Annotated in this window: 10 protein-coding genes; 5 read left to right on the forward strand and 5 right to left on the reverse strand. The window is 50.2% G+C overall.

Annotation, left to right across the window (positions count from 1 at the left end):
* Positions 1-80: 80 nt before the first annotated feature.
* The 3 genes from fliD to F3J24_RS23440 form a co-directional block, all read right to left on the reverse strand.
* Complete coding sequence (gene fliD / locus F3J24_RS23430) at positions 81-1,484, reverse strand: flagellar filament capping protein FliD (protein WP_167011094.1); 1,404 nt, start codon at positions 1,482-1,484, stop codon at positions 81-83.
* Between the two features lie 304 nt (positions 1,485-1,788).
* Positions 1,789-2,985 (reverse strand): flagellin, encoded by a 1,197-nt coding sequence (locus F3J24_RS23435; protein ID WP_167011095.1) that lies wholly within the window; start codon positions 2,983-2,985, stop codon positions 1,789-1,791.
* A gap of 216 nt (positions 2,986-3,201) precedes the next feature.
* Positions 3,202-4,392 carry a flagellin gene (locus tag F3J24_RS23440; protein ID WP_167011097.1) on the reverse strand — a complete coding sequence of 397 codons (1,191 nt, stop codon included), beginning with the start codon at positions 4,390-4,392 and terminating at the stop codon, positions 3,202-3,204.
* A 497-nt stretch (positions 4,393-4,889) separates the two neighbouring features.
* Between F3J24_RS23440 and F3J24_RS23450 the strand changes: the two genes are divergently transcribed.
* From F3J24_RS23450 to F3J24_RS23470, 5 genes are all read left to right on the forward strand, one after another.
* Complete coding sequence (locus F3J24_RS23450) at positions 4,890-6,155, forward strand: flagellin (RefSeq protein WP_167011101.1); 1,266 nt, start codon at positions 4,890-4,892, stop codon at positions 6,153-6,155.
* 288 nt (positions 6,156-6,443) lie between these two features.
* Positions 6,444-8,537 (forward strand): glycosyltransferase, encoded by a 2,094-nt coding sequence (locus tag F3J24_RS23455; protein WP_167011103.1) that lies wholly within the window; start codon positions 6,444-6,446, stop codon positions 8,535-8,537.
* Between the two features lie 16 nt (positions 8,538-8,553).
* Positions 8,554-9,117, forward strand: coding sequence for an acyltransferase (locus tag F3J24_RS23460; RefSeq protein ID WP_167011105.1), 564 nt, complete (start codon positions 8,554-8,556; stop codon positions 9,115-9,117).
* A 10-nt stretch (positions 9,118-9,127) separates the two neighbouring features.
* Entirely contained in the window at positions 9,128-10,342 is a 1,215-nt protein-coding gene (locus F3J24_RS23465; RefSeq protein ID WP_167011107.1) for a hypothetical protein, read from the forward strand.
* A 70-nt stretch (positions 10,343-10,412) separates the two neighbouring features.
* Entirely contained in the window at positions 10,413-11,111 is a 699-nt protein-coding gene (locus tag F3J24_RS23470) for a WbqC family protein (RefSeq protein ID WP_167011109.1), read from the forward strand.
* Positions 11,112-11,117: 6 nt separating this feature from the next.
* On the opposite strand, the gene F3J24_RS23475 is transcribed toward F3J24_RS23470, so the two are convergent.
* Both F3J24_RS23475 and F3J24_RS23480 read right to left on the reverse strand, forming a co-directional pair.
* Positions 11,118-12,272 (reverse strand): DegT/DnrJ/EryC1/StrS aminotransferase family protein, encoded by a 1,155-nt coding sequence (locus F3J24_RS23475; protein ID WP_167011111.1) that lies wholly within the window; start codon positions 12,270-12,272, stop codon positions 11,118-11,120.
* A 12-nt stretch (positions 12,273-12,284) separates the two neighbouring features.
* Positions 12,285-13,901, reverse strand: a complete 1,617-nt coding sequence (locus tag F3J24_RS23480; RefSeq protein ID WP_167011113.1) for a glycosyltransferase — start codon at positions 13,899-13,901, stop codon at positions 12,285-12,287.
* Positions 13,902-13,914: the final 13 nt, after the last annotated feature.

A 13,914-nucleotide genomic window follows, 5' to 3' on the forward strand; every position in this document is an offset into this window, starting at 1 on the left:
GATATCGGCAGTCGCTTTCCAAAATCAAGTTTTTTTTGGCCCCGTGCAGAACTGAGCCGTTTTACACAAAACGCGAATCCTCAGCTGCTCTTGTTCCAGGCAGCAATCTGGTTCTGCATATAGGTACTGAGCGCCGAAATGGAGGACATCTGCGAGTCCAGTGCCGAGTATTGACGCGTCAGCTTGGCCTCCAGCGTCGTCGCTCCCGCATTGATCTTGTCCTGGTCCTTCAGATTGTTCTTCTTGCGCGTTTCGAGCGAGTCGGTCTTGCTGTTCAGCGTTCCGTCATAGGCCAGCAGTTCATCCGTGAATTTCTTCATGCTCACGGCAATGCCGCCACCCGTGCCATCGCTGGAAGACTTGGCTGCGAAAAGCGACTTGAGGGCATCGGGCGAGTCCAGTGCCTTGTCCAGCTTTTCGGACTTGGTGATGCTCAAGGTTCCATCCTTGTACTCGATACCGATGTCCGACAGGCGCTTGAGATCGCCCGTGGCATTGCTGGCCGAGCCGCTGAGCAGGGAGCGCAGGCTGCTTTGCAGACTGATCGTGGCTGAATCGCCCTGGAACAGTCCCGACGGGTCGTTTTCGTCGGTCGAGGATGTCTGTTTGCCGCTCTCGTCCCGCATGCCCTTGGTGGTCTTGGTCAGCAAGTCGTTCAAGGCATTGAAAGCGTCTATGAAGTCCTGGATGTTCTTCTTGGTGGCGGCCTTGTCGGCCGTCACGGAGACGCGCGCAGGTTTGTCCACATTGGTCGCCTGATCAACGGTAACCTGGTTGACCGTGATCTTCAAGCCCGGCAACACATTGTCGAAGTTGTCAGTGCTGGAGGCTTGCGTCACGCCATTGATGGTGATCTTGGCATCCTGCGCCCCTTGGTTGGCAGGGATGGAGAAACTACCCACCGCTGAACCGCTATCCGTCACGCTGAATGCAGCATCTGCCCCCGTCGCCTTGGAGCGCAGCATCAATTGCTCGTTGCCCGCGCCATCGCGCATCACCAGGGCCTGCATGCCGGAGGCCTTTTCATTGATTTTCGCGGCCAGCGTGGTCAGTGTGTCGCTGCTGGTGTAGTCGACATTCACCGGCACACCGGTCTTGGTGTTCTGGATGCTCAACGTGCCTGTCGACCCCATCTTCTGATCCACGGCTCGCGCAGTATTCACCGATGTCTGCGATCGAGCGAGCTGGGTCACCGACACGTCATACGTCGCTGCGCTGGTGATGCCCGACACCGTCATCGACACTGCGGAGTTGCTGGAGTTGATGGTCATCGAATTCCAGCCGCTATCGCGCGTGAGCTTGGCATTCGCATCGGCCAGCGTGCTCGACAGCGACTTGATCTGAGCATAGGTCGAAATCTGGGTCTGGATGGTCTGCTGTTTGGCCTGCAGTCCTGCCAAAGGCTGCTTCTGCAACGACACCATCTTGCTGATGATGTCCGAGACATTCAGGCCACTGCCGATACCTACAGAGGAAACTGCCATTTTCTACTCCTTGCGGCTGTGGACTCCAGCAGTCCATGCCAATCACTGCCGCCCATTCTGGGCCAAGAAGAAAAATTCAAAAGCATGAAAAGCAGCATGAGGCCTTGTCTATCGCGGCTTTGGACTCCTGGCTCGCAGCTTTTCCCGCCTCTTTCTCGGCTTTTTGAATGAGAACTTGAGTGCTTTCTAGAGGTCCATGCAAAAAAGGCGGTCTCGCATTCGCAAGACCGCCATCAAAAAGCAAACTTTCACTAAAGCTTGCCTGCGATGCCTCTCATCAAGACGACGCAGGCAACTACCGTCATTAACGCAGCAGGCTCAGGACCTGTTGGGGCAGCTGGTTGGCCTGGGCCACCATCGCCGTACCAGCCTGCTGCAGGATCTGCGTGCGGCTCAGGTTGGCGGTTTCCTTGGCGAAGTCGGCATCGGTGATGCGGCCGCGGGCTGCAGTGATGTTTTCGCTCTGGATGTCGATGTTCTCAACCGATTTCTCGAACCGGGTCTGAATGGCACCCAGATCACCTCGGGAAGAGTTCACCTTGTCAATGGCCTTGTCGATACGCTGCAGAGCTTCCCAGGCACCGGACTGAGTGCTGATGTCCACTTTGTCAATGCCCTTGCCGCCGCCCGCAGTGGCGGCACCGGCTGCAACGTCCACCGCAGCAATGCTGCTGCCCGTGTCAATCTTGACCTTGGAAATATCGTCACCATTGGCCTGATTTTCGGTGGCGCGCAGCTCGATCTTGGTCTTGTCGTCGCTCAGGAAGGCAGTCACGCCGGTGTCTGCGGTCTTGGAGTTGATGGCCGCAACCACCTTGCCCAGGGCTTCATCGCCAGTCACATTGGCATCCTTGGCAATCTTGACCGAAGTCTCGGTGCCATTGGAGCCCGTGATCTTGATTGTCACATCGCCAGCCGAGATCGAAGCCTGTGCCTGTGTCTTGACCGTTGCTGCAGTGACATCCGCTGCCTTGCCATAGGTCGAGTTGCCCAGCTCGTCGACCTTGGTGTTGGCCAGAGCGCCCACGGTGATGTTGTCGCCGGAGTTGGCGCCCACCTGGAAAACCGCACCAGTGAAGCCGCCGTCGAGCAGCTTGGCACCGTTGAAGCTGGTGGTCTTGGCCACGCGGTCCACTTCGTCACGCAGCTGGGACAGTTCGGACTGCAAGGCTTCGCGGTCGCTCTTGCTGTTGGTGGCATTGCCCGACTGCACAGCCAGTTCGCGCATGCGTTGCAGCATGTCGCCGACCTTGCCCAGTGCGCCTTCAGCTGTCTGGGCCAGGGAAATGCCGTCATTGGCATTGCGCGATGCCACGGACAGGCCACGGACCTGGGTGCTCATGCGCTCGGCAATGGCCAGGCCGGCCGCATCATCCTTGGCGCTGTTGACACGCAGGCCCGAAGACAGGCGCTGCATGGAGGTCGCCAGCGAGTTGCCAGACAGCCCCAGATTGCGTTGTGCATTGATGGACACAACGTTGGTGTTAATGGTCATTGCCATTTGAGTTTCCCCTTTTTCTAACGCTCACTCGGTGATATGGAATCCGATGGTTGCTGACACACGAGAAACATGCGCATTTCCATCGACTCCTTTTTTCAGGCAGTCTGGCTACCCGTCCTTGCCAAAGCCCTGCACTGAAGCTGGGGAGTTGCAGTGCAGGGCTTTGTGTTCATGTCAGGCCTTGCTGTAGGAGCGCATCGTCAAGGCCTGACCTCATTACTTAAGCAGGCTCAGCACTTGCTGAGGCAGTTGGTTGGCCTGGGCCACCATGGCCGTGCCAGCTTGCTGCAGAATCTGTGTGCGGCTCAGGTTGGCAGTCTCCTTGGCAAAGTCGGCATCAGTGATGCGGCCACGCGCTGCCGAGAGGTTCTCGCTCTGGATGTCGATGTTCTCAATCGACTTCTCGAAGCGAGTCTGGATGGCGCCCAGATCGGCACGGGCCGAGTTCACCTTGTCGATGGCCTGATCGATGCGTTGCAAGGCTTCCCAGGCACCGGATTGGGTGCTGATGTTTACCTTGTCAATGCCCTTGCCGCCGGCTTCGGTGAATGTTGCGGCGTCCACCGAGGCAATGCTGCTGCTGATAGAAACATTGGAGAGTGCATCGCCATTGGCGGGGTTTTCGGTCGCACGCAGTTCAATCTTCGTCTTGTCGTCGCTCAGGAAAGCGGTCACTCCTGTGTCGGCAGTCCGGGTATTGATGGCTGCGATCACCTTGCCCAGGGCCTCGTCCTCGGTTACGTTGGCATCCTTGGCAATCGTGACATTGGCTGCTGCCTTGCCATTGGCACCGGTGATCGTGATCGTCACATCACCAGCCGAAATTGCCGCCTGTGCGTCAGTTTTGACCGTTGCCGCAGCCAGACCGCCTGTCACCTCGCCATAAGCAGACTTGCCCAACTCATCCACCTTGGTATTAGCCAAAGCACCCACGGTGATGTTGTCGCCCGAGTTCGCACCCACTTGGAACACGCCACCGGTGAAGCTGCCGTCCAGCACCTTCTGACCGTTGAAGGTGGTCGTCTTGGCGACGCGATCCACTTCGTCACGCAGTTGCGAGAGCTCCGCCTGCAGGGCTTCGCGGTCAGACTTGCTATTGGTGGCATTGCCCGACTGCACGGCCAGTTCACGCATGCGTTGCAGCATGTCGCCGACCTTGCCCAAGGCACCTTCTGCCGTCTGGGCCAGAGAAATCCCATCGTTGGCATTGCGAGAAGCCACGGACAGGCCACGCACCTGGGTGCTCATGCGCTCGGCAATGGCCAGGCCTGCGGCATCATCCTTGGCGCTGTTGACACGCAGGCCTGAGGACAGGCGTTGCATGGAGGTCGCCAGCGAGCTGCCCGACAGGCCCAGGTTGCGCTGGGCATTGATCGAAACAACGTTGGTGTTGATGGTCATGGCCATGATGGAATTCCTTTATGCAGACGGTATGGATGAATGGTTTGCTTGGTTGCCGGAGCCTTGCATTGCGAGCCTCTTTGGGCTTTGCCTGCCGCTTTTGCGGCTTGCCTGCTCCGTACAATGCAGTTATCGGGCTGTATTTTTTTTTCTTTAGCGTTTTTTCATCTCGCCTGCAGCAAGTCGTCCCAGGGCTTGAAGCGCCGGGCAGCTCCATGACAAAAGCTTCCGCATCAATAGCAACATGCGGTTGACAGAAAACGCATTCAAGCTTTTTGACTTGGGTCAGCTCCATGGTTGAGAGCTGGCCGCTGATGCCTGGGGGGCTTGGCTGCAAAGCCTGGGAAAGCAGCAAGAAGGCGGGGAATTGGCGCTTTATTCGGTCGTATGCAGGCCGGCGGTTCATAGAAAAATCCTCTCATCGCTAGGTTTGCCAATCGCTTAACCAGTCTCTTTGGTCACTGCAGCGATGCTCCAAGCCCTAATTCCGGAGGTTTCTAGACATGGCTGCTACCATCAACACCAACATCATCTCGATCAACGCCCAGCGCAATCTAGCCCTCTCAGGCACCTCGCTGGCGACCTCCATGCAACGCCTGTCCTCGGGCCTGCGCGTCAATAGCGCCAAGGATGATGCGGCCGGCCTGGCCATTGCCGAACGTATGAATACACAGGTGCGTGGCCTGCAGGTCGCATCGCGCAATGCCAATGACGGCATTTCCCTGGCCCAGACGGCAGAAGGTGCCTTGGGCAAGGTCGGCGACATGCTGCAACGCATGCGCGAGTTGGCCGTCCAAGCCGGCAATGCGACCAATAGCAAGAGCGACCGCGAAGCGCTGCAGGCCGAAGTCAAGCAACTGTCCTCGGAAATCGATCGTGTTGCCAAGCAGACCAATTTCAACGGTCAGAAGCTGCTGGAAGGCAGCTTTGCGGGCGCAGTGTTCCAGGTAGGCGCTAACTCGGGCGACAACATCACGCTGGGCGCTTTGGCCGATACACGGGCCTCGCAGCTGTCCTCGGTGTCCTATGGGCAGTCGACCGTCTCCTCGGTCGCGACTGCCCAGCCCATTGCCGCAGGCCAGCCCCTTGCTGATTTCAGTGCGGCGGCAGCCGATGTGACCATCACCGTTGGCGGTGGCGCGGCGATCAACCTGGGGCCATTGGCGGCAGCAGGCAGCCCCCAGGAACGCCTGGGCCAGATCGTGGAAGCCATCAACAACAAGACCGGCGATACCGGCGTGACCGCCTACCTGACCAAGATCGATGGCTCCGAGAACTACCAGGTGGACATTCTGTCCAACAAGCTTGACGGCAGCGGCAACCCCGTATCCGTGACCTTTGGCGGAGCGGACTTCAGTGCGGCAAGCGTGGGCCTCAACCCAGCCGCCAATCCTGCAGGTATCAGCTTGACCGGCGGTGCCGCTCCTGCAGCAGGTTCGATCAGCAAGGCCCAGGGCATCGAAAACATTGATGTATCCACCCAGGCCGGTGCCTGGGTTGCCTTGCAGAAGATCGACAGCGCAGTGGATCAGATCAACAGCGCACGAGCCACGCTGGGCGCCATGCAGAGCCGTTTCGAGAACGCGGTCAACAATATCGACATCCAGTCCGAAAACCTCTCGGCCGCACGAGGACGCATCGTCGATGCAGACTTTGCCAAGGAAACCGCCAACCTGAGCCGCACGCAGATCCTGCAGCAGGCAGGCACAGCCATGGTGGCCCAGGCCAACCAGATTCCCCAGCAAGTGCTGCAACTGCTGCAAAAGTAATGTCTCGGGGTGGTGCTTCGACGCCGCCCAAACTCTCAACTTAAAAAATAAGCTGTTATCGCTTGCCAGTCTTGGCTTTCAGATAGAAATCTATTTGAAAGCGAGGCATAGCAAGCAGTAGCAGCTATTTTTTTATCATTTCTCGCTGTTCGGCACTTGCACTAGCGCTGATAACATCAGCTATCCGCCACACAGGCTCAAAGACGGAAATCCAGCGGTGGCATGCGCATGGCCATCTCCCCTTGTTGAAGGGGGAGTCTGGTATTTCATCATCTATCTGCATTAAAAATGAAAAATCTGACTATCATTAAAGATAATGATAATCCTCTTCCGCTGGTTTCCATATTGATGGCAACATATAATCATGCGCCGTATATAGAGCAAGCACTAAAAAGTATTCTTGAGCAAAAAACAAGTTTTAATTTTGAGCTGGTTGTTTGCGACGATGCCTCAACCGACAAAACAGCGGATATCGTAAAAGAATTTCAGAAGAAATATAAGAATCTTACATTGTTGGAGCAGCCGAGCAATAGTCGCGGTATCAACAATCATTTTGACGGCTACCAATACATCAGCAGTAAATATATTGCCTTCTGTGAAGGCGATGATTACTGGGTTTCGGATACAAAACTGGAAAAGCAAATAAATTTTCTAGAAGAGAATCCTGATTTCTCTGTGTGTGTCCACAAAGTGGAGATGCAGTTCGAGAAAGCCACATTCAACCAAAAGCAATATGTTTACAAGGATTTAACCTCCAGCGACGAAAGAATTCGAGAAGGGATTTTTTACGCCGACGAACTGATTTCCAACTACTTCCTGCATACAAGCTCATTTGTTTTTCGGTATAGATTCAGTGAAGGCCTTCCAAAGTGGTTTAGAAAGTGGATGACGTTTGATCATGCCATACTGATGCTGCACGCGGTCGAAGGAAAAACAAAATACTTTGATGAGGTGATGAGTGTTTGGCGAAGAAATGAAACCGGGTTCTCATGGCTGCAAAATGTAGACAAAGGCACTTTCTTCCAAAAGGAGGGCCATGGCTGGATAAATATTTATCAGGAAATGGATAAATTTTTTGCAGGTAGATTCCATTATCAGATCCGAGAGAGGATTTTGCTTTCCATACGCAACATGGTGAGCAACCATCTTGAGACGGGGAATCTTCCTGCAGCTCAAAGAATACTGGAAAAGTATGAAGAATGGTGCAGTAAATTCTTTAAGGATAATGCTCCGATATTCCATGCCATGGAACTGGCCTTTCCAGAAGATAAGAATTACTCCCCTCCATGGCAGAAAATAAAGAACTCTCAGCCAAAAAATAAAAAAGTTGGCGGTATGAAGAAGCTGGATGTAGAAATTATTGCCGAGGTCGAAGACAGCATTTGGAAAAGCTGGACAAAGAATAAAGAATTCTCGACATTCTCGTCATTTAATTCAGCTTTGATAAGTTGGGCGTACAACCAGAGAATAAAAACCTTGTGGCTGCCAAGCACTATTGCTTCTACATTGATAGAGCAATTGGATGCATTGAAAATACCCTATTACATATATTGTGTTAACAGTGATTTTTCTCCAAATATAGATTTCATAGAGCAGGCAAAATCTGGCGATGCGATTTTGATTCAGTCTTGGCTGGGTCAACCATTCCAGGAAAGTATAAAGAATTCCATTGCAACGCGTAAGAATATTTACTGGATCGAGGATCGCTCGCAAACAAGTACTCCATCTCATAATAATGAAGCGAATGTCACCATCTACACACCGGCCCAAGTGCTGGGCGTTCCAGATGGGTGCATATTAGTTGGAGATGGTTTATCCAGTTTGCAGGAAGTTGCTCCTGAAACAATCACCGATGATAATTCATGGATTGAGCAGCGCCAGAAATTGCTGGTGCAGCAATTAGATTGCAATTCTCAGGATTTTTCAGAAATCCTCAGTCAGGCCATTACTATCAAGAATCCCATGCCAGTGGGTGCCATGAGTTCCTTGAGCATGGCCATGCTCAAAAGAATTTCTGCTCCATCTGTGATTTCTCGAACGCAATACAACTTCAACTTCTTGAATGAGAAGTTGGGAGGCTATTCATTTTTTGAGAAAAATAAGAATATAGACTTTGCCCCAAATTTCTTTCCATTTGTACTGCCTGATCACATTCCTGCACCTTTTTTCATAACTGCATTGCATCATCACGGAATTTTGTGTGAGACTGTTTTCAATCAGCTTAAGGAAGTTGGGGTATTGACCTTGTTGGTTAGCAAGATTGTTCTTCTGCCATGTAATCATCAACTAAATCAAGAAGATGTTGAACATATTTCCAATGAAGTATTGAAAATACTTGGTGGAAACTCAAAATTTGGAACTCCTGGGACGCGACCAGCTTAGTTGATGAAGGAAAATCATGGCATTCCTCACACAAGACCAGATAAATGATATCGGCTTTAAATATGTAGGGAAAAATGTAAAAATAAGCGAAAAAGCCTCTATTTACAACCCCGAGAGAATTCAGATTGGAGACAACTCCCGTATTGATGATTTTTGCATCATTTCCGGGACATTGCTAATTGGGCGCAATGTGCATATTGCGACTTTCTGCAATGTGGTTGGAGGGGGACCGGGAATCACTCTGGAGGATTTTTCTGGCCTTGCTTTCGGATGTCATGTTTTCACCCAAAGTGATAGCTATGCAGGCGATGCCCTGACCAACCCAACAGTTCCTGAGCGCTACAGAAAAGAAACTAAAAAACCAATCCTGATCAAGAAGCATTCGATTGTGGGAACCAACTCCATTATTTTCCCCGGGGTCATTCTGGCAGAAGGAACATCTGTGGGGGCTAATTCAATGGTTACAAAGTCCACAAAAGAATGGACTATCTATTTTGGTAATCCTGCAAAAATAATAAGATCAAGAAAGCAGGATGCACTAAGACTAGAAAAAGAATACCTTGAATCAGAAGAAAAATAGATAGCTAGAAATGAACTTTAAAGTAATCGAGTTTATTGGGCCAAGCGGGATTGGTAAAACCACATTTTTCAATCATTTAAAAAGTGTAATTAACCCTTCTTGGTTGGGTATGGATGATGTCAGAGAAATCGCAAAGACTCAAGATATCAGTGAGCCGGATGACATTGTCAGAACGATAATTTCTCGTAAGAGAGATAATTTAGAGAAACTCAATCGATCGGAATTTCAGAAAAAGTTCATTGGTGATTATTTTGAAGAAATCATCACATTGGATCAGCTTGTTTCAAGCTCAAAGAACTTGAAGTTAATAAATGATGATGGCATATTTCACAATTTTTCAAGAGAAATATTAGGCGAATCAAAAGAAAAATATAACGAAGTTCAGAAGCTTCTTCGTAACAGGAAAATTATTTACTTCAAAGCATCTTCAGAAAAGATATTGGATAACCTAAAGGAGCGTCATCAGAAAACCCCCGGCGCTTCTAATGATTGGTATGGGTATGCACAAAAAAACTCAAGATCAATCCAGGAGATGATAGAAATTTCTGTGAATGAAGGTGAAGAGATTTACAATTTGGTTAAATCGATGGGTGCTACAGTAATGTGCATCAATTTGGAAGAGGACAATATGGAAAATATAGAGAAAGCCCGGAATTTTATCGATGAGCATCCATGCTCAGTTGACTTCATAACTAGAGAAGATTTTGTTCGTATCGCTGAGCTCAATAACAGCAAGCATTGGAAGACTCAGCCGTTGGAGAACCGGTGGGAGTACCATGAAAAATCGATTCAAATACTGAAATCACTGCAGATCAGCAATCCGGATGAGGTGCTGGAAATTGGTACAGTGGGCATGCAGTTGCTGCCAGGCAGCGAAACCATGGATATCGAGGGTTATTGGAACTATGAAGGTAAAAATCCAACGTATCTACACGATGCCCGAAAAACGCCATGGCCTCCTGAGAAGAAATACAAAGCGATTGTGGCCTTGCGCGTTTTTCAATATCTGGCCCCTTTTCAAGATATCGCATTCAATGAAGCCAAAAAACTAGGTGAGAATCTGATCATCGTAACTCCTAGAGGTAGGGAATATATTCCCAAAGGTATGGAGGAGACAAAAGGAATAACATATGAAGAATTCCTGAAATGGAATGATGGAAACCCTCCCGATTTCCACCAGGAAATGAAACTTGGTGATTTCTATTACTGGAATTTCAAGAAATAATAACGCAATGCATTGATTGCACCTGTTTCATCTGTGCAATCAATGTGTCTTTAGTGAAGCATCATTGAAAATGAAAATAAGCATAATGCAGCCGTATTTTTTTCCATACATTGGATATTATCAGCTGGCTTATTCAGTGGATGAATTTATTTTCTTTGATGATGTCAACTTCATAAAGAAGGGCTATATTAACAGGAACGAAATTCTCCTGAATAAAGAGCGTTTCAGGTTCAATCTACCTATTCATGGCATCAGCCAGTTTAAAAAGATAAACGAACACTTTTATATTGAGGATTTCAGGAAATTCAGAAATCATCTCACTTTGGCTTATAGGGCTGCCCCATTCTTTACGCCAGTGATGAGTATGGTTGAGGAAATTCTTCAGTCGGAGGAATTTAACGTTGCAGAGATAAATTCAAAAACGCTGATATGTGTTTTTCAATATCTGAAGATCCCGCGCTCATTCTCTTTTTCATCCGAACTGAATATTTCTGATTCCTACAGCGGAGAAGATAGAATTATCGAGATCTGCAAATTGAAGAAATGTAGCAGTTATCACAATGCTGCAGGGGGCAGAGATTTATATAGAAAAGAAAGCTTCGCCAAGAATAATATAGATATTGGATTTATGAAGAATGAAACCCAGAATTACATGCAAGGTAATTCCAGGTACATTTTTGAGAAAAATCTTTCCATGCTTGATGTTCTTATGTGGTGTCCTCCACAGAAAATTGTGGAGTTGCTCAAGCAGTATAAAATCGAAAGCTAAAAGATTTCAGTTCTGGAACAAATCCTCGAATATCTTGATGACTCTATTCTTCTGCGACGAGTTCATTTCCAGGAAAAATGGCAGTCCAAGCAGAGTTTTGTCCAGCAACTGCGCGTGAGGAGCATCCAGGCATAGAGTACGGGGTGGATGCAATGCAGGCATATTGGATAGCAATGGCTGATACCAGCGCCTCGTCATAATATTCGCTGATTTACAGTTTTTTTCTAACTGATTACGCATTCCCTGATCAGGAAGACGAGCACACAACAACGTGGGTGCCATCAAGGAGCCACCAGTACCACTTTTTTGCCATGTTAGATGGTAGGCACTTGCTTTATCCAACTCCTGGATCATCTCAGTCTGTAATTCACGGCGTTGCCTTGCTCGCTGCTCCCATTTCTGTAAAGACACCAGGCAAATGGCTGCATGGTACTCGCTCATTTTGGCATTGGTTCCACATTGACTGAGTGCACCTATAGGTAAACCAGCGGCCGGATTCAGATTGATTCCAAAATTTGAAAGTTGCCGCACACGCTCAGCCAGGCCAGGCCGTGTAGAAACGACCACCCCACCTTCAACGGCAGGCAGGCTTTTGGTCGCATGCAGACTGAATACCAAAGTCCCCTTCTTGCCTTGCAACCATTGACTACCATATGCAGCAGCAGCATCGATGACAACAGGGATTCCGGTCTCTTTCTCAAAGAGCTCCCAGGCACCCATATCATGCGGCATACCGAATGTTGCAACAGGCATCACAGCATCGATCCGCGTCTGGGCACAGGCTGCCCTAGCTATTTCTGGGGTCAGCATCCATGTATCTACATCCACGTCAGCCAGTACCGTCTGATACCCCGCTCGCAATACCGCTGTAGCTGTGGCAACAAAGGTAAAAGCCGGCACCAGAACACGTGCATCTTTGGGTAAATTCAAGGCTTGAAGCACCAGCTCCAGACCCAGGGTTGCATTTGCGACTGTTGTGATGAATTCATTACTCAGGTCAAATTTTTCTGAGAATCTGGTTTCTAGTTCCTTTACCAAGGGACCAAAATTCGTGTAGCTTCTTGATGCATGTATACGTTCCCAGAATGGCAGTATTTCTTGAGGCTCAGGAATATCTGGAACCAGCAAAGGCAGTACGTCTATCTTTTTTTTATCGTCCATTGTTTTCTCCAATTAGATAAAATTCTCTATTTTTTCATTTACATGAAGAAATTCTTTTTTATCATTAATGAAGTTGAGCCACATCAGACGATATGCTTTCTCAAGCCCTTTGACCATTCGTGGGAAATTCATCAGGAAACTATTCCTTAATAGATCCCTCGCTTCATGACGCTGCCGTTGCATTCTCGAAGGATCATCTATTATTTTCAAGACGCAATCTATGTAGTCGTCCTCATTCTCTGCAATTTCCCCGCCAAGCTTCAAGCTGCGCAAGGCGCGGCTGGTCGTTGCTCCAATATCCTCTTTTACATCCAAGGCAACAATTAACAGCCCCATCCATAAAGCATGCAAGGTGGTGGTGCCCCCGGAAACAGGCGAGGTATCCAGTGCTATATCCGCGATGTGACCAAGCTCCATGAACCTATCCAGCGGTTGCTGGTGCAGTACCGAAACGCGATCCAGCGGTAAATTTGCGGCTTCTACTCTGGGCTGCATATGTGCTTGTGCGGCCTCTGGATTTTCCTCTTTTACCATAATGATCAGACGAATATCTGTTCTTTTATGCAAAATGCGCGCCCACAGGCGAAGCATTTCATCGGTTATTTTTGAGGAGTTATTCAGAGATATTAAGGTAGGATACCCGTTTCGAAGCATGGGAGGCTCTTCACATAACGGGTCATAAAATGGTGGCGTATAGCAAAATGGGAAATCTAGACGAAACAATGTCTCGAAATAATTTTTCTCAACACTTGCAGGGCCTCCCAAGCGGTAGTCCATAGCTTTCATACCCAGCGTCTGCATATAGCCCAACCAGGTCACCTGCACGGGTGCGGCACGGCGCGCAAAAACGCCGAGGCGGTGGCCTTGCGTGAATCCGGACAAATCCACGAGCACGTCGATTTCGTCCTGGCGGATTCTTTCGCACAGCGCCTCATCATCCATTTCCATCACATCCAGCCAATGCGGCACCAGGGAGCGCATGTGTTCAGTGGTGCTGTCGCTGGGACCATTGGAGTAGACATGCACCTCGACGTTGTCAGGATTGTGATGGGCCAGCACGGGCTGCATGAAAAAGGCCACCGAGTGCTGGCGGAAGTCTGCCGTTACGTAACCCACCCTGAGCTTCTTGCGCGGGCTGCGGTCTACCACTTTCAAGGGTTTGGCCTTGCGCGTCAGCGGATCGGCAAAGCGCCTGCCCCAGTCGCGTGCCGCTTGCAGTGCCAGCATGGGGTCACGACTGGTGTGTGCGTGGATGTAGGCGCGCATCATCCATTGCGGGCCAAGATTGCCTTTCTTGACAACCTTGTCTATCAGGTCACAGGCTTCCTGCTTGCGTCCCGTGCTGAACAGGGCCATGGCCATCAGATGCTCGGCCTGGACTTCCCTGGGATCAAGCTCCAGCACCGTCTGCAGCGCCTCGATCGCAGGCTTCCAGTCCGACATGCGCGTATAGGCCAGGCCGATCAGCAGCCACAGTTTCGGATTGCGAACGTCCTGCGCTACCTGCTGCATCAAGGCGGTGAGCGCAGGCACAAACTGATTGGTCTTGATCAGCTGATGGATCTCTTCAAGCTCCGATGGCGTGGCTTGCTGCGGTGTTGAGTTCGCGGTGGTGGAGGGGGAAGACATTGGTACCCAGAGA

The organism is Comamonas sp. Tr-654 (assembly GCF_011752915.1).
Lineage (GTDB): Bacteria > Pseudomonadota > Gammaproteobacteria > Burkholderiales > Burkholderiaceae_C > Comamonas.